Genomic DNA, 19,593 nt, shown 5'->3' on the forward strand with positions numbered 1-19,593 from the left:
TAACTGCAACTGTTTACTTTAATATTTTATTTTAACCAGTCGTAACCTTTAGCTTCTAGTTCTAAAGCTAATTCTTTTCCGCCAGATTTTACAATTTTACCATTGTATAAAACATGTACAAAATCTGGAACAATATAATCTAATAAACGCTGGTAATGCGTAATAACTAACACTGCATTGTCTTTGCTTTTAAGTTTATTTACCCCATTTGCTACAACTTTTAAAGCGTCTATATCTAAGCCCGAATCTGTTTCATCTAAAATAGCAAGTTTAGGTTCCAACATTGCCATTTGAAAAATTTCGTTACGTTTTTTTTCACCTCCAGAAAAACCTTCATTTAAAGAACGTGATAAGAATTTTCTATCAATTTCTAATAAATCGGCTTTTTCACGAATAAGTTTCAGCATATCTTTAGCTGGTAACTCTTCTAAACCTTTAGCTTTACGAGTTTCGTTAATTGCAGTTTTAATAAAGTTTGTAACGGTTACTCCAGGAATTTCAACAGGGTATTGAAAAGATAAGAATATACCTTTATGTGCTCTTTCTTCAGGAGCTAAATCTTCCAAGTCTTCGTTGTCTAAAACAACAGCGCCTTCTGTTACTTCAAATTCTTCTTTTCCGGCAATAACAGCTGAAAGTGTACTTTTTCCAGAACCATTTGGCCCCATTATAGCATGTACTTCACCTGGTTTTATTTCAAGATTTATACCTTTTAAAATCTCTTTATCGTTGATACTTGCGTGTAAATTTTTTACTTTTAACATCTTAATTTATAATTTGAATGTTTTAAAGTTGAGAGTTTTATAAGTTATAATTAGAACTTAAAACTTAAAACTTCGAACTTTTTAACTTTATGAACTTTTAACCTACTGAACCTTCTAAACTAATTTCTAGTAATTTTTGAGCTTCAACAGCAAATTCCATAGGTAATTTATTTAATACTTCTTTTCCAAATCCGTTTACAATTAGTGCAATAGCTTTTTCAGTATCTATACCACGTTGATTGCAATAAAATAGTTGATCTTCACCAATTTTACTTGTTGTTGCTTCGTGTTCTATTTGAGCTGTTTTGTTTTTAGCTTCAATGTATGGGAAAGTATGTGCACCACACAAATCTCCCATTAAAAGTGAATCGCATTGCGAAAAATTACGCGCATTTTTAGATCTAGCACCAACTTGAACCAAACCTCTATATGAATTTTGCGAATGTCCGGCTGAAATTCCTTTAGATATAATTGTACTTTTAGTATTATTTCCTAAGTGAATCATTTTTGTACCAGTATCCGCTTGTTGGTAGTTGTTGGTAACCGCAATTGAGTAAAACTCTCCAACAGAATTATCACCTTTTAAAACACAACTTGGGTATTTCCAAGTAACAGCACTTCCAGTTTCTACTTGTGTCCAAGAGATTTTGGCATTTTTTTCGCATAAACCACGTTTAGTTACAAAATTGTAAACACCACCTTTTCCTTCTGCATCACCAGGAAACCAGTTTTGAACAGTAGAATATTTTATTTCGGCATCATCTAATGCAATTAGTTCAACAACAGCTGCGTGTAACTGATTTTCATCACGTGCAGGTGCTGTACAGCCTTCTAAATAACTAACAAAGCTTCCTTTATCTGCAACAACTAATGTGCGTTCAAACTGACCAGTACCACCTTCGTTAATTCTAAAATAGGTTGAAAGCTCCATAGGGCAGGTAACTCCTTTTGGAATGTAACAGAAAGATCCATCGGAAAATACTGCTGAATTTAAAGCAGCATAAAAATTATCTGTTTTTGGAACAATGGTTCCTAAATATTTTTTCACCAATTCTGGATGTTCTTGTATGGCTTCAGAAATTGGGCAAAATATAATCCCTTTTTCGTTTAATGTTTTTTTGAAAGTAGTTGCAACAGAAACGGAGTCCATTACAACATCAACAGCTACATTTGATAAGCGTTTTTGTTCGTCAATTGAAATACCAAGTTTTTCAAAAGTTTTTAGCAATTCTGGATCAACTTGATCTAAACTGTCTAATTTTGGTTTTTGTTTTGGAGCAGAATAATAACTAATATCTTGAAAATTTGGTTTTTCATAATTAACATTCGCCCAGTCTGGTTCTTCCATTTCTTTCCAAACTTTAAAAGCTTCTAAACGCCATAAGGTCATCCATTCAGGTTCGTTTTTCTTTTTAGAAATTGCAATTACAACTTCTTCATTTAAACCAACAGGAAACTTATCAGCTTCAATATCTGTGTAAAAACCGTATTCGTACTCTTTTGTTTCGAGTTCTTTTTTTAAATCGTCTTCAGTAAATTTACTCATAGTTCATTTAAAGATTTAAATATTGAATGATTAAAATTTAATCAATATTACTGTTTTTAAGAAAGTTAATAAATTTAGATAATATCTTAAACCTTATTAATTAAAGTAAAAACTGTTTTTTCTAATATTTGTAATTCTCAACAAATTCTTGACAGACTTCTAATTTTACCATTTGGTTGTTTTAAAATATTTAATGGATTTGAAAGAGCTGCTCTTTGAATTTGATTTTTTTATGTTATTATTGAAAGATTTTTCATCGGTAAGTTTATAAATGGTAACTGAAAAATCGAATGTTTATTGTAAACTTTTAAATTTCCGGAATTTTTCATAAACCTATCTCTTTTAATCTTTTAAATTTTTATAAAGAAAATGATTCTCCACAACCACATGTACGTTGCGCATTTGGATTGTTAAAAACAAAACCAGTTCCGTTTAATCCGCCAGAATATTCTAATGTTGTGCCAACTAAATACAAAAAACTTTTTTTGTCAACAATAATTTTTATACCATTATCTTCAAAAACCTTATCACCTTCTTTGTTTTCTTTGTCAAATTTTAAATCGTATGAAAGTCCTGAGCAACCACCACTTTTAACACCAACTCTTACAAAGTCAACTTTTGGGTCAAAGCCATCATCAGTCATAAGTTCTACAACTTTCTTTTTTGCTATTTCTGAAACTTTTATCATTTTTCTATAAATTAATATGCAAAGGTAATCCTTAAAATATGATATTTATCATAAAATGAATCAAAATTCTATATATTTCTATAAATAGAATCAATATTACAAAAATACTATATTTCTATTGATTTGTAATTGTTTTTAAGTTAATCTTAACTATTGATTTCTAAATATTAAATTCAATATCTTTGCAAAATGATAGAAGATAAAAATCAAACACGTACAAGTTTGTCTGAATTAGGCGAATTTAAACTTATAAAACACTTAACTCAAAATTTTAAGATAGCACAATCTACTACAGTAAAAGGAGTTGGAGACGATGCCGCTGTGTTAGATTTTAAAAATAAACAAATGTTGGTTACAACAGATTTGTTGATTGAGGGTGTACATTTTGATTTAAGTTATATGCCACTTAAGCATCTTGGTTATAAGGCTGTTATGGCTAATTTATCTGATGTGTATGCTATGAATGGTGTTGCAAGCCAAATAACAGTTTCAATTGCTGTTTCTAACCGTTTTCCGTTAGAGGCAATTGAAGAATTATATGAAGGAATTCATTTAGCTTGTAAAAATTATACAGTTGATTTAGTGGGCGGAGATACCACATCTTCGGTTACTGGTTTACTAATAAGTGTTACTGCAATTGGTGAGGTAGATAAGCAAGAAGTTGTATATAGAAATTCTGCAAAACCAAACGATTTGCTTGTGGTGTCAGGTGATATAGGTGCTGCATATTTAGGGTTACAAGTATTAGAGAGAGAAAAACAAGTTTTTGAAGTAAATCCGAATTCACAACCAGATTTAACAAATTATTCTTACTTAATTGAACGACAATTAAAACCTGAGGCTAGAAAAGATATTGTAAAATTATTGAAAGATTTAAAAGTGAAACCAACTGCTATGATTGACATTTCAGATGGGCTTTCATCTGAAATTTTACATATTTGTGAGCAATCTGAAGTTGGATGTAATTTGTATGAAGAAAAAATTCCATTAGATCCTCAAGTTATTGCTACTTGTGAAGAATTTGAATTAAATAGCACAACTATTGCCTTAAGTGGTGGTGAAGATTACGAGTTGTTATTTACAATTTCTCAAGAAGATTTCCCTAAAATTAAAGGGAATCCACATTTAACAGTTATAGGACATATTGCTGATAAAAGTATTGGTGCAAATTTAGTAACCAGAGCTGGGCAACAAATAAAATTAACAGCTCAAGGTTGGAAAGCGTTGGATTAGATTTTAAAGCATTAAGTTTATATTAATTGCACTTTTTAGCAAAGTTGGTTAAAGTTGTAATTAACGCTTCTTTATTTTCTATATGGCTCATATGTCCATCCGGAAATTCAACAAGCTGTACATTGGTATTTTTTGTTTGTTCAATTAAAGAAGTATATTCTAAAGCTGGATCTTGTTTACCAATAATCATTTGAATAGGAAAATTAGCACTTTTATAAACCGAAGTATAATCTTCTCTTATTTTCATACCTTCTAAGGCTGCAATAATTCCTTGTGGAGACATGTTTAATGCATCATTAGTTATTGCATTTATTTCTGAAGTAAAAATATTTTTGTTTTCTTCAGAAAAAAGCATTGGTATTGCTATTCTAATAAATGTTTTATGGTTTTGTTTTACCGCAATAATTGCTCTATCTCTGTTTGCTTTTTTTTCTTTAGAGTCAGGTAATGCTGTGGAATTCATTAAACATAAACCTTTAATGTTGTTTGGTACTAATTTGCAAATTTCTAAGGCAATATAACCACCCATACTGTGTCCAACTAATATATATTTTCGTATACGTAGGTGTTTTAAAACGGCAATAACCATTGCTGCTTGATCTTGCATTGTATGAATATAACCATGATTTTCAGAGGCTCCATGTCCTAATAAATCGATGCAAATAATGCGGTATTTTTTTGAAATTTCTTGAGAAATGGAATTCCACATTGTGCTATTTTCTAAAAAGCCGTGTAATAAAACTATTGTTTTACCTGTACCGTTTGAAGTAAAGTTAATAGTTGTGTTTTTATAAGCAAATGTCATTATAACAAGTATTTATAATTTAATTTTTCAGTCCCTTTACAGCAGAAAAAGCTTTATCAACAACATCTTCTTCTACTAAAATAGTAAATTCGTTGGTTGTAGAAACAACTTCATAAAGCGAAATTCCTTCCCAAGCTAATCTTTTAAAAAATTGATAATACAGTCCTGCAATTTTGGTATTTTCTTTTGGTAAACCTATGGTAATTGCTGATAAATTATCTTTTACCGAAGTACATACTTCATCTTTATAATTTTTTTCAATTTTATCTTTTAATGTTGTAGTAATAAGTACATTACTTTCGTGTACACCACGTGTAAAAGTGTAAAAAATATGCGGATTGTTTTTGATTATTTCTAAGGCTTTTAAATGACTATTAGCTAGTGAGCTTGAATTTTTAAAAGTATAATCAGACAAGTCTGAACGTACTGTAATATCTCCTAAATTTTGAAGAACTTTATTCAATTTAATTTTATTTGCCATTTCTTTTGGCGGACTGTATCTGCGTAATGCCATCATAATAGCGCCAGATTTAACAGGTTTACGTAACATTTTAGAAATGGGTTCTCTTAACTCTTCAGCTAATGCACTAAAATTTAAAATATTTCTAGTTAAAGCATCTTCTAAAAAAGGTTGCGAAACTAAGATTTCTTCTACACAAGTTGCAATGGTTCTCATATTGTTAAATAGTTAACAGTTTGTGCAAAATTAGTGTGTTTTTTTTAAATATACATAATAAGTTGAAAATGATTTTACATTTGCAGTACTAAAATACAAAAAATGAAAGTTTTAAAATTTGGAGGGACTTCTGTCGGTTCTATAAAAAATATAAAGAGTGTTAAAGAAATTATTAACGACGGAGATAGAAAAATAGTTGTTTTATCTGCCATGTCTGGAACTACAAATGCTTTGGTAGAAATTTCTGAACAAATAAAGTTAGGAGCTTTAGATGTTGCAATACAATATATTGAGAACTTATCTGCAAAATATGAAATTGTAATTGATGAATTATTTGAATGTTCAGAAACAAAACAACAAGTTAGTAATTATATTGATAATGTTTTTGAGCATCTAAGAAAATTGACTGCAGAAAAGCATACCGTTTTTTTATACAATAAAATTGTATCGCAAGGAGAATTAATGTCAACTTTTATGTTTACCAAATTTTTAAATCAAGAAGGGGTAAATGCACAATTGCTGCCAGCATTAGATTTTATGAGAGTTGATAAATCTAACGAGCCAGACGATTTTTATATAAAGCAAAATTTACAACGTATTATTCACGAAAATTTACCAGCAGAGATATACATAACGCAAGGTTTTATTTGCTTAGATGCTTATGGAAATATAGCTAATTTACAACGTGGAGGAAGTGATTATACGGCAACAATTATTGGGGCAGTTATGGAGGCTGATGAAGTTCAAATATGGACTGATATTGATGGAATGCATAACAATGACCCTAGAATTGTAGATAATACCCATGCAATTTCTAATTTATCTTTTGATGAGGCTGCTGAATTAGCTTATTTTGGAGCAAAAATATTGCATCCACAAACTGTAATGCCAGCACGTGAAGCTAATATACCTGTACGTTTAAAAAACACTATGGATCCAGCTTCTTATGGTACATTAATTTCGGAAAATACAGATGGTGAGGGAATAAAAGCTATTGCAGCAAAAGATAATATTATAGCAATTAAAATTAAGTCGGCTCGTATGCTTTTAGCACACGGTTTCTTAAAAAAAGTATTTGAAATATTTGAAAAATACGAAACACCAATTGATATGATTACTACATCAGAAATTGCAGTTTCGTTAACTATTGATAATGATGCAAATTTAGATTCAATTGTTGAAGAATTAAAAAAATTCTCTTTGGTTGAAGTAGATAATAATCAAAGTATTATTTGTTTGGTTGGAAAAGAGGTTGTTAAACATCACGAAACGCATAGATTATTTCAGGTGTTACAAGACCTTTCAGTAAGAATGATTTCTTATGGAGGAAGTAATAACAATATATCTCTTTTAGTAAATACAAACGATAAAGTTTCAGCATTAAAACATTTAAATAAATATGTTTTTGAATTTGAAACAGTGTAATTTATTGTAAATTAATTATTTGTTAATAAAAAAAACTCGAATTTTTTAAGATTCGAGTTTTTTTTATTTTTAATTTAAGTTTAGTGATAATTTTATATATCTTCGAAAACTTAAATTTAATTCAATAGATGAGAAAAATTGCTAAGCAACATATTGTAATTGCTTTCTTTATATTAAATTCCTTTTCATTTTACAGTCAAACAGAATCTCGTCAAGCCAATTATTATAAATGGTTTGATACTGTTGTTGGAGTTGGAAATACAGATTTATACAATGGAATTCAATATAAAAGAATTTATAATACCATAAATAATAATCATGAATATTTTTTAAGTCCTAATTTTATAAAAGGAACAGTATTATATAGCGACCAACCGTATTTTGATATTTATCTAAAATATGATATTTACAATGATGAACTTATTGCTAACTTACCAAGTTTTAATTCATACAATACAATTCAATTAATTCAACAAAAAGTAACAAGTTTTTCGTTTAATAATCATAATTTTGTTAAGCTCTCAGCTGAGAATGTTTCAGGGTTTTATGAGATTTTATTTGAAGATAGTAATATAAAATTTTATAAAAAGTATCTAAAAAATATAAAAAAACATTTAGATAAAAACTTTGTGTATTACGTGTTTAAAGAGAAAGAAGCCTATTTACTTTATTGCAATAATCAATATTATCAAATAAAATCAAAAAGTAATATTTCAAAAGCGTTACCAAATCTTAAAAAAGATATTAACCTATTTTACAAGAATAATGTAAATTTAAGAAAAACAGACTATGAGTTGTTTTTGTCTAAACTTTCAAGTTATTTAAGTGAAATAATATCAAATAATTAGCCTGAAAAATATGAGAAAAATTATATTATTAGTAGCTTTTTTTTGTTTTCATTTTTTAAATGCTCAAACTAAAGAAGAGCTAAAAATATCTTTAAATTTTCAAAATTTAAGCAAGATTGAAGTTATAAATCAGTTAGAAAAAACAACAGGTTATCAATTTTATTTTATTGAAGATTGGATAGATAACAAGCCAATTTCGGGTAATTATTCTAATGTTTCTTTAAATTATATTTTAACATCCATTTTTAAAGATACTTATATAAACTTTTATATAAGTAAAGATAATAAAGTTGTATTAACTCAAAATAATTTAATTTACGACTATTTACCAAGTTCTTTTTATAAAAAGAAAGAAGTAGAAGTTGGTAATAAGGCTGTTGAACCTGTATTTTATGAAGATAATTTTGTAGCTAAATCAAAAAATTATGAAACAGTAAGAATTGGAAAGGAAACAAAGAAAAGTTCCAAAAAATTCTATACACTTTCGGGATATGTTAAAAATAGTTTGACAAACGATCCAATTCCAAATTTAGCATTAATAGTTGTAGGTAAAAATATTAATGCAGTTACCAATATCGATGGTTTTTACACTATAGAATTACCTCCAGGCATAAATTATATTGAAACAAAATCTTTAGGTATTGAAGAGGCTAATAAAAAAGTGCTTATTTATAGCGATGGAACACTAAATTTTGATTTAAAAGAAACCTCAGAAACTTTAAATGAAGTGGTTGTAGAGGCGAGTAGAGATAGAAATATTAAGGAAGTAATATCTGGAATAACACAAATTAAAGTTGAAGAGATTAAAAATATACCTTTGGTTTTAGGTGAGCGAGATATATTAAAAGTTGCTACAACTTTGCCAGGTATAAAAAAAGCAGGAGAAGGCTCTTCTGGGTATAATGTTAGAGGGGGTAAAGAAGATCAAAATTTAATTTTGTTAGATAATGCCGTTTTATACAATCCTTCACATTTTTTCGGAATTTTCTCTGCACTAAATCCTTTTACATCAGGCGATGTAAATATTTATAAAGGAAGTTTACCGTCAGAATTTGGAGGTAGGTTATCCTCTGTTTTTGATATAAATACCAAAGACGCTTCTACAGAAAAATTTGCAGGAGAGGCATCAATTGGCCCTGTAACTAGTAATTTAACTTTTGAAATTCCTATTGTTAAAAACGAATCTTCTTTATTAATTGGAGGAAGAGGAACCTATTCAGATTGGATTTTAAAAAATCTAGATGATGCATCAATTAAAGATAGTAAAGCTTCGTTTTTTGACGTGGTTGCTAAATATAAGCACAAATTAGACAATAATAATACTATCGAAGCTTCTGGATATTATAGCAATGATGATTTTAGTATCACGTCAGATTCTTTATATAGCTATAATAATAGATTAGTTTCATTAAGATGGAATAGAAGTTTTAATAATAAAAATAATGGGAGTTTAATTTTAGCTAATAGTGAATATAAATTCAATATTGAATATGATGGAGCTATTGATACAGATTTTAAACTCGGTTATAAAATAAATGAAACCGAATTAAAACTTAAAATGAAATATTTACATAGTGATACTCATAAGTTTGATTATGGAGTTTCTAGCAAATTATATGTAGTAAATCCAGGTTCTATTAATCCAACAGGTACTGAATCTATAATTGAAGCTACTGATATAGCAGAAGAAAAAGCTTTAGAATCTGCTATATTTATTGCAGATAATTATAAGGTAAATAAAAAGTTACTCTTTAATGTAGGTTTACGATATTCGTTTTATACATCGTTAGGCGAAGCTTCTCAAAGAGAGTATAAAAAAGATCTACCAAAAAATGAAGGCACTGTTATTGATACATTAAATTTCGATAAAAATGAAGTTGTTAAAACTTATGGAGGACCTGAAGTGCGTTTATCTGCCCGTTATTTTTTAACACCAAGTCTATCAGTAAAAGGGAGTTTCAATAGTACATATCAATATATACATACGTTGTCAAACAACACCACAGTTTCTCCTACAGATACTTGGAAGTTGTCTGATTTAAATATTAAACCACAGCAAGCTAATCAAGTAACCTTAGGTTTGTATAAAAATTTCGAAGATTCTTTTTACGAACTAAGTTTGGAAGGCTATTATAAAAAAACTAAAAATACTTTAGATTATAAAGTTGGAGCAGATTTATTGTTAAATGAATATATTGAAACAGAAGTTTTACAAGGAAAAGGAAAAGCTTATGGTGTTGAGTTTTTAATTAAGAAAACTAAAGGAAATTTAAATGGGTGGATAGGTTATAGTTATTCACGTTCTATGGTGAAATTAGATAGCGATTTTTCTGAGGAAAGGGTAAATAACGGTGATTATTTTCCATCAAATTATGACAAGCCACACGATGTAAGTTTAGTTGCAAATTACAAATTAACCAAACGCTATAGTTTTTCAGCAAATTTTACATATCAAACCGGAAGACCAGTTACTTACCCTGTTGGAAAATATGTTTATAATGGAGAAGAACGCGTTTTGTATAGCGATAGAAATAAATTTAGAATACCAGATTATTATAGATTTGATGTAGGGTTTAATATTGAGGGTAATCATAAAATTAAGAAGTTTGCACATAGCTTTTGGAATATTTCAGTATATAATGTTTTAGGACGAAATAATCCTTATTCAGTTTACTTTGTAACAGATAAAGGTGAAATTAAAGCATATCAAAGCTCAATTTTTTCAATTCCAGTACCAACAATAACCTATAATTTTAAATTTTAGAAGACAATTAATTATGAAAAATATAAAATTTTTATCTTTTATTTTATTTTCAGTTGTAGCTTTTTTAACCAATGCTTGTGTGGAACAAATTGATTTAAAAACTATTTCATTTGATGATGCATTGGTAGTTGAGGGTTCAATTACTAATGAATACAAGTTTCATCAAATAAAATTAAGTAGAACGTTTAAACTAGAAGAAAATATGCCTACAACTGAAAGTAATGCGAAGGTTGAAGTTATAGATGATTTTGGTAATACTTATAATTTTGAAGAAGAAACTCCAGGTGTTTATTTATCGGAAGTTGAATTTAAAGCAGAAACTGATATACAATATCAATTAAAAATTACAACATCAAACGGAAGGTCTTATTCTTCTCAACCAACAAAAATAACAAATGAAGCACAAATTAATGAGGTTGAAGCTGTTAAAGAAATTGATAGTAATGGAAATGAAGGTATATCTATTCAGGTAAGTAGTTATAATGCAAATGGCGATGCTAGGTATTATCGTTATGAGTTTGAAGAAACTTATAAAATTATTGCACCGTATTGGTCTGCTTATGATGCAGTAGTTATATCTGATGTGCCTCCTTTTGAAGTTGATTTTGTTCCAAGAACTAAAGAAGAAAGAATTTGTTATAATACCATATTTTCAGAAGGTATTATTCAAACAGAAACCAATAGTTTAGTTGAAGATAGAGTGTCTAAGTTTCCTGTTAGGTTTATTTCAAAAGATGATTTTATAATTACAAATAGATACAGTATTTTGTTAAAACAATATGTACAATCAATAGAAGCTTATACCTTTTACAATATTTTAAATAATCTGTCAGGTTCAGAAAGTTTGTTTTCACAAAATCAACCAGGTTTTTTTAGTGGTAATATTTCCTCAGATGAGAATAGTGAAGAAAAAGTAATTGGATTTTTTGAAGTAGCTTCAGTAGCATCAAAAAGAATATTTGTTAATCCAAGAGAAATTATACAAACTTCACCTCCTTATATTTCAAACTGCGAATTAGTTGCTCCGCTTTTAGTAGATGAAATTGGAAATAGTTCACCATTAATTGAAGCGATTAAAGGAGGTACTTTAAAGTTTTTTCAAATAAATGGGGGTGAATTTAGTCCTGTAATTCCAATTCCAGGTGGGCCTTATCAAATGGTTCCAGTTCCTTGCAGCGATTGTACATCTATAGGAACAAATGAAAAACCAGATTTTTGGATTGAATAATTAAATTGAAATAAAAGACCATGAAAAAACAGTTCTTTTTATTATTGATAGTATTTTATAGTCAATGTTATATTGTGAATGCACAAGTTGTATTACAAAATAACGATGAAACTCTTTTTGAAAATATACATCAAGAAAAAATATTTATTCACTATAATAGTTCTTTTTTGCTTACTGGAGAGAATTTTTATTATAAATTATATTGTTTAAATAGTGATAATAATACATTAAGTAATATTAGTAAAATAGCTTATGTAGCATTAATTGATAATGAGTTAAATGAAGTTTTTAGACAAAAAGTTAAATTAGATTCTGGTTTGGGGCAAGGAGATTTTTTTATTCCAACGTCCATTTTATCTGGAAATTATAAAATTGTAGCCTACACACAGTGGATGCGTAATATGGGAGAAAAAGCCATATTTCAAGAAGATATTTCTATTGTGAATCCATTTAATGAAAATCAAGAAGCAATACTTTCAAAAAAAATAGATACTTTAAATTTAGAAAATTCTAACAATTTAAAAACATCGAGTATAGCTGATTCGAAAATTTTTAAAAGTGATTTTTTAGAAGTATCATTAGCTCAAAAGGAATTTAAAAATAGGGAAAAAGTACAATTTCAATTAAAGTCTATAAAAGAAAATGAGTCTTATGGTAATTATTCTATTTCTGTTAGAAAAATAAAGCCATTTCAAACACTTGAAAAAGCTTCTTCCTTTAAATATTCTACTGTTGAAACTAAAAGTATTGAAATAAATAAGGATAAAGGTGTTTTTTTACCAGAATTAAGAGGTGAATTAATTTCCGGAACTGTTATTGAAAAAGTAACTAGTTTACCTGTAGAGGATGTGAAAGTAGGGTTGTCTATTTCTGGAAAACAAGACGATATTTTTAAAATAGCAACAACAAATAATTCAGGGCAATTCTATTTTAATCTTTCAGAAAATTATAATCAACCAACAGCAATTATACAATTGTTAAGTAATACAGATAAGTATAAGATTAATTTAAATTCTGTAGCACCATTAAGTTATACTAACTTAAAATTTAGTGATTATAAAGTTAATAAATCTATAAGTAATTATATTTTAAAACAAAGCATTAACAACCAAATAGAGAATGCATACGGTGTTGTTAAGCCAACAGAAAAAGAGAAAGCGGCTTTAGAAGATCTATTTTACAGCTCTAAAGAAATTACGTTTAACTTAGATGATTTTACACGTTTTCCAACTATTAAAGAAACTATTATTGAAGTAGTAGATGTTGTAACTTTAAAACATAGAAAAGGTGAAATATCATTAGATGTAATTTGGGCAAATAGAACCTATAATTCTGGATTGTTACCATTGGTTCTTTTTGACGGAGTTATTATTCAAGATCACAATAAAATTATAAATTATAATGCAAACAAAATTCAAAAAATAAGTGTTGTTAGGGAAAAATATCTATATGGTACACAAATGTTTGAAGGTATAATTTCATTTCGTTCTGTAAAAGGAGATTTTTCTAAATTAATATCTAATGAAGATTCAACCATAAATGTTGATTTATTGAAACCTCTAGAAAAAAAGGTATACTTTAATCAACAATACGATGGTACAGATAAATTAAAACGAATTCCAGATTTTAGAACTCAGTTATTATGGTTGCCAGATTTAACAATAAACTCTAAAACAAAAGACATAAGTTTTTTTACTTCGGATGTGAAAGGAACGTTTGAAATTTCTTTAGAAGGATTTACAAATAATGGTAAGCCTGTTTCTTTAAAAGAGGTAATTGTTGTAGAATAATAAAAAAAACTCGAATTTTTTAAGATTCGAGTTTTTTAAATTTTAAAGAATTAATTACTTATTCATTAAATCTTCAATTTCTTCAACGGTAATTGGGATGTCTCTCATTAAGTTAAATGGTTCTCCACTTTCTTGGATAACAACATCATCTTCAATTCTAATACCCATATTTTCTTCAGGGATATAAATTCCAGGTTCAACAGTAAACACCATATTTGCTTTCATAGGTGTTTTTAACGCTCCATAATCGTGGGTATCTAAACCTAAATGATGTGAAGTTCCGTGCATAAAATATTTTTTATAAGCAGGCCATTTTGGGTCTTCGTTTTGTACATCGGCTTTATCTAAAAGTTTTAAACCTAATAATTCATTGGTCATTATTTTACCAACTTCTTTGTGGTATTCGGCCCAATCTGCTCCAGGTACTAACATTTTTGTAGCTTCATCCTTAACGCGTAAAACGGCATTGTAAATAGCTTTTTGTCTTTCGGTAAAACGACCGTTTACAGGTATAGTACGTGTCATATCACTAGAGTAATTTGCATATTCAGCACCTACATCCATCAATAACATGTCGCCATCTTTACATTCTTTATTGTTTTCTATATAGTGTAAAACACAAGCACTATAACCAGATCCAATAATTGGAGTATAAGCAAACCCTTTAGATCTATTTCTTAAAAACTCGTGCATGTATTCAGCTTCAATTTCGTACTCCATAATGCCAGGTTTTACAAAAGGTAGAATTCTTCTAAAACCTTTGTTTGTAATATTACAAGCTGTTTGCAATAGTTCAATTTCTTCAGGTTCTTTAACACCTCTAATATTAAGCATTATTTGAGCACTTTTTTCCCATTTATGAGCAGGGAAATCTGCTTTGCATTTTTTAATAAATCGGTCTTCTCTAGTTTCTATTTCAACAGATTGTCTGTAGTGTTCGTTTGTGTTAAAGTATACGGTTTCAGCCTCTGTCATTAAGTCGTAAAAAACCTTATCAAATTCAGATAGCCAATAAATAGTTTTAATTCCTGAAACTTGTGTAGCTTCTTCTTTAGAATATTTGGCACCATACCAAATTTCAATTAATTTGCTAGTTTCGGTCAAAAATAAAATTTCTCTATGTTCTGGGTTTATAGCATCTGGAAAAAGAACTAAAATACTCTCTTCTTGATCAGCTCCACTTAAATATAATAAGTCGCTGCTTTGTTTAAATGGAAGTGTGCTGTCTGCACCTGTTGTAAAAGTGTCATTTGAATTAAAAACCGCAAGAGATTTCGGTTTCATTTGAGCTGTGAATTTTGCTCTGTTTTTTGTAAATAGTTGATTACTAATTGGAAGGTATTTCATTTTTAATGAATGTTTTAAAATGTTATTTAAATCCTAATAAACAAGTATATTGTAAGCTTGAAATTTCATTATTAAGAAATAATTGTAATAATTAATAACAAAGTTATAAATTTGTTCAAAACCAACCGTTAAAAAATTAATAATATTTATGCGTAAACAATTAGTATTTTTTTTAGTAATTATTTTTTCTAGTGTAATTTATGCACAAAATAAGCCAGCTTATAAATTATACAATGCAAAAGGGAAAAAGATTTCTTATAAAAAAATGATAAAAAAAATGAGTAAAACCGATGTGGTTTTATTTGGAGAACATCATAATAATCCAATTATACATTGGTTACAATATGAAGCCACAAAAGACTTAAATACACAAAGAAAATTAATTTTAGGGGCTGAAATGTTTGAAGCCGATAATCAGAATGAATTAAATAACTATATAACTGGAAAAATTGATGAAAAAGCTTTAGATACTGTAGCAAGGCTTTGGAGTAATTATAGAACAGATTATAAGCCTTTGGTAGATTTTGCCAAAGAAAATAACTTAAAATTTATTGCAACTAATATTCCTAGAAGATTTGCTAGTTTGGTTTTTAGAGGAGGTTTTGAGGTTTTAGAAACCTTAACTGATAAAGAAAAAATGTGGATAGCACCATTGCCAATTGCATATGATAAAACTTTGCCAGGTTATGTTAGAATGAAAGAAATGATGGGTGGTCATGGAGGAGATAATTTACCGAAAGCTCAAGCAGTTAAAGATGCAACAATGGGTTATTTTATATTAAAAAATATACAAGAAAACAGGTTGTTTATTCATTATAATGGTTCATATCATTCAGATAATTACGAAGGAATTTATTGGTACTTAAAAAAGGATAACTCCGATTTAAAAATTAGTACTGTAAGTGTAATTGAGCAAGAAAATATTAAAAAATTTGATAAAGAGAATAAATTAAAAGCTGATTTTATAATTGTTGTGCCTACAACAATGACAAAAACGTATTAATTAAAATAAATGTTTATTTCTTAAGGTTTAAACTTTTTGTATTTATTTTTTTAAATCTATTAGTTTGCTTTTTTTGGGTTTAAATTACTATTATAGTTCATAATTTTTTAGTATTTTCGAAATTACTAAAAACTAAAAAAATATACCATTGCCTAATTTATTTCATGAAAATGAATTTGTATTTAACGTGCTCTTTGAAGCAGTTTCAGAATGTGTAATTGTTGTAGATCAGAGCCAAACAATTGTAGCAAATAATACTGCTGCAGAAAAAATGTTTGGATATGAGAAAGGAGAGTTGCAAAACCAGCACTTAAATATTTTAATTCCCAAAAATTACCATCCAGGTCACGGATCCCATTTTAATTCTTTTTATAAAAAATCGTCTGCAAGGCAAATGGGAAATAATCGAGATTTAAATGGTGCTCATAAAAACGGACATCAATTTCCGGTTGAAGTAGGTTTAAATCCTTTTGAATTTGATGGTGAAAAATATGTAATGGCTATTGTAATAGATATAACATATCGTAAAAATTCAGAAAATAAAATACGCGAATTAAACACCTTATTAGAAGGTAAAATTTCAGAAAGAACTTCGGAACTAAATAATACTGTTGCTAATTTAAAAAATGAAATTGAGAAGCGTGTAAAGGCAGAATCTAAATTAAGAAAAGCTCTAAAAAAGGAAAAGGAGCTTAACGAGTTGAAAACTAAATTCTTATCGCTGGTTTCTCACGAGTTTAAAACACCTTTAAGTGGTATGTTAAATGCGGCTGTTTTGGTTGGTAAATATAAAAAAACAGAAATGCAAGATAAAAGAGAAAAGCATTTACTTACCATAAAAAATAAGGTGCATTATTTAGATGGAATTTTAAACGATTTTTTATCAGTAGAAAGGCTCGAATCTGGAAGGGTTAGTTATAAATTTAGCAATTTTAAGCTTAGTAAGGTTGTTAACGAAGTTATTTATAATGCCAATCTAATGCTTAAAAGTGGACAACATATTATTTATCCAAAAGACATTGACAATATAGATTTATATCAAGATGAAAAAATATTAGAATTAATGTTGTCTAATGTTTTAAGTAATGCCATTAAATACTCTCCAGAAAACACTAAAATAGATTTTAAAATTAATATAAAAGGAGCAATTATTATTTTTAAAATTAAAGATCAGGGTATTGGAATTCCGTTAAAAGATCAAAAACATATTTTTAATAGATACTTTAGGGCTGAAAATGCACTTACAAATCAAGGTACTGGAATTGGTTTAAATATAGTTAAAAGCCATTTAGAAAGTTTAGGAGGTACTATTAAATTCGAAAGTATAGAGAATGAGGGTACTACTTTTATTGTTGAATTGCCAATAATTAATAAAAAATAAGTGAAGTGTGCTTAAAAATTTTATTTATTGAGCTTTAAATTTTATAAGAAATATACATGAAAACATTATTATTAATTGAAGATGATACCGTTTTAAGAGAAACAACTGCAGAAATATTAGAGTTAGAAGGGTATAAAATTGTGGTAGCTCCTAATGGAAAAAGAGGTGTAGAACAGGCCAGAATTATGCTTCCAGATCTTATTATTTGTGATATAATGATGCCAGAATTAGATGGTTATGATGTGTTTAAACTTTTATCTGAAGAAGAAAAAACCAAAAAAATTCCATTTATTTTTATGTCTGCTAAAACAGAAATTAAAGATATTAGAAAAGGAATGGATTTAGGTGCAGATGATTATTTAACAAAACCAGTAGAGGAAGAGTTATTGTTAAGTGCCATCGAAAGCAGATTAGCAAAAGCTGCTCTTTTAAAAGAATCTTTAGAAGTTGAAGAAACTGAAATTCCAGAGGAAACAGAAGAAACATTTGATAATATTTCAACTATAGATGATCTTAAAAATTATTTTTGCGATTTTGGAACTGCTAAAGTTTTTAAAAAGGGTGAGTTAATTTATAAAGAATCAGAAAAATCTAATAACATTTATTTAGTTTATAAGGGTAAAGTTAAAGGTGTTAAAATTGATGAATTTGGTAAAGAACTAATTATTACAATTAATAAAGAAGATGAATTTTTTGGGTTTTCGGCAATTTTCGATGATGCACATAATTATGAATCTGCTATTGCAATGGAAAAATTGGAGATAATGAGTGTGCCCAAAGCCACTATCCAAAATATTTTAAAAAACAACTATAGCTTGTCTTTAGAAGTGTTTCAATTAATTAATGAAAACTTAACAGAAGTAAAAGATCAATTATTGCAAATGGCATACGGATCTATGCGTAGAAAAACAGCAAAAACAATTTTAAAATTTGCGCATAAGATGAAACATAAACCATCCAATAATATTAATATTTCAAGAAGAGATTTAGCAAGTGTTGCAGGTATTGCAACAGAAAGTTTAATTAGAACACTTACAGATCTGAAAAAAGAAGGTATTATAGAAATCGAAGGAAGAAATATTAGAATTGTTGATTTAGAGCGATTAACAGCTATTTATTAATAATTATTTAATTTTTTAAATAAAAAATCGTTAACTACACCTAAAATTTCACTGATTAATGTCATTTATTATTAGTAGGGCTTTTTTTAAGTTTGTACCAATAATTAATGCAATGAAAAACATATTAATTTTAACTGATTTTTCTAAGAAATCTTGGAATTCTATCATTTACGCGTTGGGTTTATTTCGTGATGAAAAATTTAATTTTCATTTGTTAAATGCGGGAAATAGATACGAGAATGAGCCTGTAGATAAACATCTTCAAGATGTTGATTTGGTGGAGGTTGGTTCCAAAATAGATGCTAAAAGCAACATAGAAACATTAATTAATAAAATTAATACCTTAAAAATAAAAGGAGACCATACTTTTATTCCAATTTTAGATAAAAACAATATTGTTGAAGCTACCAGAAATCAAGTAAAAACAAAAAAAATTGACTTAATTGTAATTGGTGCTAATGATATTCCTTCAAAAGGACAAATAACTAGAAATTCTATTTCCGAAGAAATTATAACCAAAGTAAAATGTTCTGTTTTGGTGGTTCCGGAAACTGCGGTTTACACTAAAATAAATGAAATTGTTTTTCCTACAGACTATACCAATTATTACGAAGCAAAATTGTTGCATTATTTAACAAGTAAATCGTGTTATACTAATGCTGCAGTTCGTTTTTTATACCTAAATAAAAACAGTGAAGTTTTAACCGAAGAACAACTTTGGAATAAAGAAACTTTACAAGATTATTTTACAGAGAAGCAGCATAGTTTTCATTCAGAAATAAATAAAAATTTTGAACAATCTATAGAGCAATTTATAAATAAAATGCATATAGATTTAATAGTTTTGGCAGCAAAAAACCTTAATTTATTAGAACAAATTTTATTTAGACCACAAATGGCAACTTTAGATTATTATTCCAAAACTCCTTTTTTAGCATTACACCAGTCTAATTTTTAGAATATAATTTTTATTT

Annotated in this window: 16 protein-coding genes; 10 read left to right on the plus strand and 6 right to left on the minus strand. The window is 28.0% G+C overall.

All coding sequences use genetic code 11. The annotated features are described in order from the left end of the window. Window positions 1–26: 26 nt before the first annotated feature. From sufC to MHL31_RS12200, 3 genes are all read right to left on the minus strand, one after another. Entirely contained in the window at window positions 27–764 is a 738-nt protein-coding gene (sufC, locus tag MHL31_RS12190; protein ID WP_240226227.1) for a Fe-S cluster assembly ATPase SufC, read from the minus strand. A gap of 97 nt (window positions 765–861) precedes the next feature. Next, window positions 862–2,310, minus strand: coding sequence for a Fe-S cluster assembly protein SufB (sufB, locus tag MHL31_RS12195; RefSeq protein ID WP_240226228.1), 1,449 nt, complete (start codon window positions 2,308–2,310; stop codon window positions 862–864). 358 nt (window positions 2,311–2,668) lie between these two features. Then, window positions 2,669–2,998 (minus strand): iron-sulfur cluster assembly accessory protein, encoded by a 330-nt coding sequence (locus MHL31_RS12200; RefSeq protein WP_240226229.1) that lies wholly within the window; start codon window positions 2,996–2,998, stop codon window positions 2,669–2,671. Window positions 2,999–3,187: 189 nt separating this feature from the next. On the opposite strand from MHL31_RS12200, the gene thiL reads away from it, so the two are divergent. Continuing rightward, complete coding sequence (thiL, locus tag MHL31_RS12205) at window positions 3,188–4,231, plus strand: thiamine-phosphate kinase (protein ID WP_240226230.1); 1,044 nt, start codon at window positions 3,188–3,190, stop codon at window positions 4,229–4,231. 22 nt (window positions 4,232–4,253) lie between these two features. Here the strand turns inward: thiL and MHL31_RS12210 are convergent, their stop codons facing one another. Next, window positions 4,254–5,036 (minus strand): alpha/beta fold hydrolase, encoded by a 783-nt coding sequence (locus MHL31_RS12210; RefSeq protein WP_240226231.1) that lies wholly within the window; start codon window positions 5,034–5,036, stop codon window positions 4,254–4,256. Window positions 5,037–5,055: 19 nt separating this feature from the next. Beyond that, complete coding sequence (locus MHL31_RS12215) at window positions 5,056–5,712, minus strand: hypothetical protein (protein ID WP_240226232.1); 657 nt, start codon at window positions 5,710–5,712, stop codon at window positions 5,056–5,058. Window positions 5,713–5,814: 102 nt separating this feature from the next. On the opposite strand from MHL31_RS12215, the gene MHL31_RS12220 reads away from it, so the two are divergent. The 5 genes from MHL31_RS12220 (at window position 5,815) to MHL31_RS12240 (ending at window position 13,767) form a co-directional block, all read left to right on the plus strand. After that, window positions 5,815–7,137: an aspartate kinase gene (locus MHL31_RS12220; protein ID WP_240226233.1), complete on the plus strand. Its 1,323-nt coding sequence runs from the start codon at window positions 5,815–5,817 to the stop codon at window positions 7,135–7,137. Window positions 7,138–7,265: 128 nt separating this feature from the next. Beyond that, window positions 7,266–7,985: a hypothetical protein gene (locus MHL31_RS12225; RefSeq protein ID WP_240226234.1), complete on the plus strand. Its 720-nt coding sequence runs from the start codon at window positions 7,266–7,268 to the stop codon at window positions 7,983–7,985. Between the two features lie 10 nt (window positions 7,986–7,995). After that, complete coding sequence (locus MHL31_RS12230) at window positions 7,996–10,749, plus strand: carboxypeptidase-like regulatory domain-containing protein (RefSeq protein ID WP_240226235.1); 2,754 nt, start codon at window positions 7,996–7,998, stop codon at window positions 10,747–10,749. Window positions 10,750–10,762: 13 nt separating this feature from the next. Next, window positions 10,763–11,977 carry a DUF4249 domain-containing protein gene (locus tag MHL31_RS12235; protein ID WP_240226236.1) on the plus strand — a complete coding sequence of 405 codons (1,215 nt, stop codon included), beginning with the start codon at window positions 10,763–10,765 and terminating at the stop codon, window positions 11,975–11,977. A 20-nt stretch (window positions 11,978–11,997) separates the two neighbouring features. Further along, entirely contained in the window at window positions 11,998–13,767 is a 1,770-nt protein-coding gene (locus MHL31_RS12240; protein ID WP_240226237.1) for a hypothetical protein, read from the plus strand. Window positions 13,768–13,821: 54 nt separating this feature from the next. On the opposite strand, the gene MHL31_RS12245 is transcribed toward MHL31_RS12240, so the two are convergent. Next, window positions 13,822–15,114: an aminopeptidase P family protein gene (locus MHL31_RS12245; protein WP_240226238.1), complete on the minus strand. Its 1,293-nt coding sequence runs from the start codon at window positions 15,112–15,114 to the stop codon at window positions 13,822–13,824. Between the two features lie 148 nt (window positions 15,115–15,262). On the opposite strand from MHL31_RS12245, the gene MHL31_RS12250 reads away from it, so the two are divergent. The 4 genes from MHL31_RS12250 to MHL31_RS12265 all read left to right on the plus strand — a co-directional run bounded on the left by MHL31_RS12250 (window position 15,263) and on the right by MHL31_RS12265 (window position 19,577). Further along, window positions 15,263–16,117 (plus strand): ChaN family lipoprotein, encoded by an 855-nt coding sequence (locus tag MHL31_RS12250; RefSeq protein ID WP_240226239.1) that lies wholly within the window; start codon window positions 15,263–15,265, stop codon window positions 16,115–16,117. A gap of 148 nt (window positions 16,118–16,265) precedes the next feature. After that, the gene (locus MHL31_RS12255) at window positions 16,266–17,498 is read left to right on the plus strand and encodes a PAS domain-containing sensor histidine kinase (RefSeq protein WP_240226240.1); all 1,233 of its coding nucleotides are present in this window, start codon (window positions 16,266–16,268) and stop codon (window positions 17,496–17,498) included. 56 nt (window positions 17,499–17,554) lie between these two features. After that, window positions 17,555–18,619 (plus strand): response regulator, encoded by a 1,065-nt coding sequence (locus MHL31_RS12260; protein ID WP_240226241.1) that lies wholly within the window; start codon window positions 17,555–17,557, stop codon window positions 18,617–18,619. A 112-nt stretch (window positions 18,620–18,731) separates the two neighbouring features. Then, window positions 18,732–19,577, plus strand: coding sequence for a universal stress protein (locus MHL31_RS12265; RefSeq protein ID WP_240226242.1), 846 nt, complete (start codon window positions 18,732–18,734; stop codon window positions 19,575–19,577). The last annotated feature ends 16 nt before the right edge of the window (window positions 19,578–19,593 follow it).

The organism is Lutibacter sp. A80 (assembly GCF_022429645.1).
Taxonomy (GTDB): Bacteria; Bacteroidota; Bacteroidia; order Flavobacteriales; family Flavobacteriaceae; genus Lutibacter.

Bases quoted from the DNA above. Each gene is read 5' to 3' on its own strand.
- MHL31_RS12235 (WP_240226236.1), top strand. From the start codon at position 10,763: ATGAAAAATATAAAATTTTTATCTTTTATTTTATTTTCAGTTGTAGCT.
- thiL (WP_240226230.1), top strand. From the start codon at position 3,188: ATGATAGAAGATAAAAATCAAACACGTACAAGTTTGTCTGAATTAGGC.
- sufC (WP_240226227.1), bottom strand. From the start codon at position 764: ATGTTAAAAGTAAAAAATTTACACGCAAGTATCAACGATAAAGAGATT.
- MHL31_RS12230 (WP_240226235.1), top strand. From the start codon at position 7,996: ATGAGAAAAATTATATTATTAGTAGCTTTTTTTTGTTTTCATTTTTTA.
- MHL31_RS12215 (WP_240226232.1), bottom strand. From the start codon at position 5,712: ATGAGAACCATTGCAACTTGTGTAGAAGAAATCTTAGTTTCGCAACCT.
- MHL31_RS12260 (WP_240226241.1), top strand. From the start codon at position 17,555: ATGAAAACATTATTATTAATTGAAGATGATACCGTTTTAAGAGAAACA.
- MHL31_RS12250 (WP_240226239.1), top strand. From the start codon at position 15,263: ATGCGTAAACAATTAGTATTTTTTTTAGTAATTATTTTTTCTAGTGTA.
- MHL31_RS12225 (WP_240226234.1), top strand. From the start codon at position 7,266: ATGAGAAAAATTGCTAAGCAACATATTGTAATTGCTTTCTTTATATTA.
- MHL31_RS12265 (WP_240226242.1), top strand. From the start codon at position 18,732: ATGAAAAACATATTAATTTTAACTGATTTTTCTAAGAAATCTTGGAAT.
- MHL31_RS12245 (WP_240226238.1), bottom strand. From the start codon at position 15,114: ATGAAATACCTTCCAATTAGTAATCAACTATTTACAAAAAACAGAGCA.
- MHL31_RS12200 (WP_240226229.1), bottom strand. From the start codon at position 2,998: ATGATAAAAGTTTCAGAAATAGCAAAAAAGAAAGTTGTAGAACTTATG.
- sufB (WP_240226228.1), bottom strand. From the start codon at position 2,310: ATGAGTAAATTTACTGAAGACGATTTAAAAAAAGAACTCGAAACAAAA.
- MHL31_RS12220 (WP_240226233.1), top strand. From the start codon at position 5,815: ATGAAAGTTTTAAAATTTGGAGGGACTTCTGTCGGTTCTATAAAAAAT.
- MHL31_RS12210 (WP_240226231.1), bottom strand. From the start codon at position 5,036: ATGACATTTGCTTATAAAAACACAACTATTAACTTTACTTCAAACGGT.
- MHL31_RS12240 (WP_240226237.1), top strand. From the start codon at position 11,998: ATGAAAAAACAGTTCTTTTTATTATTGATAGTATTTTATAGTCAATGT.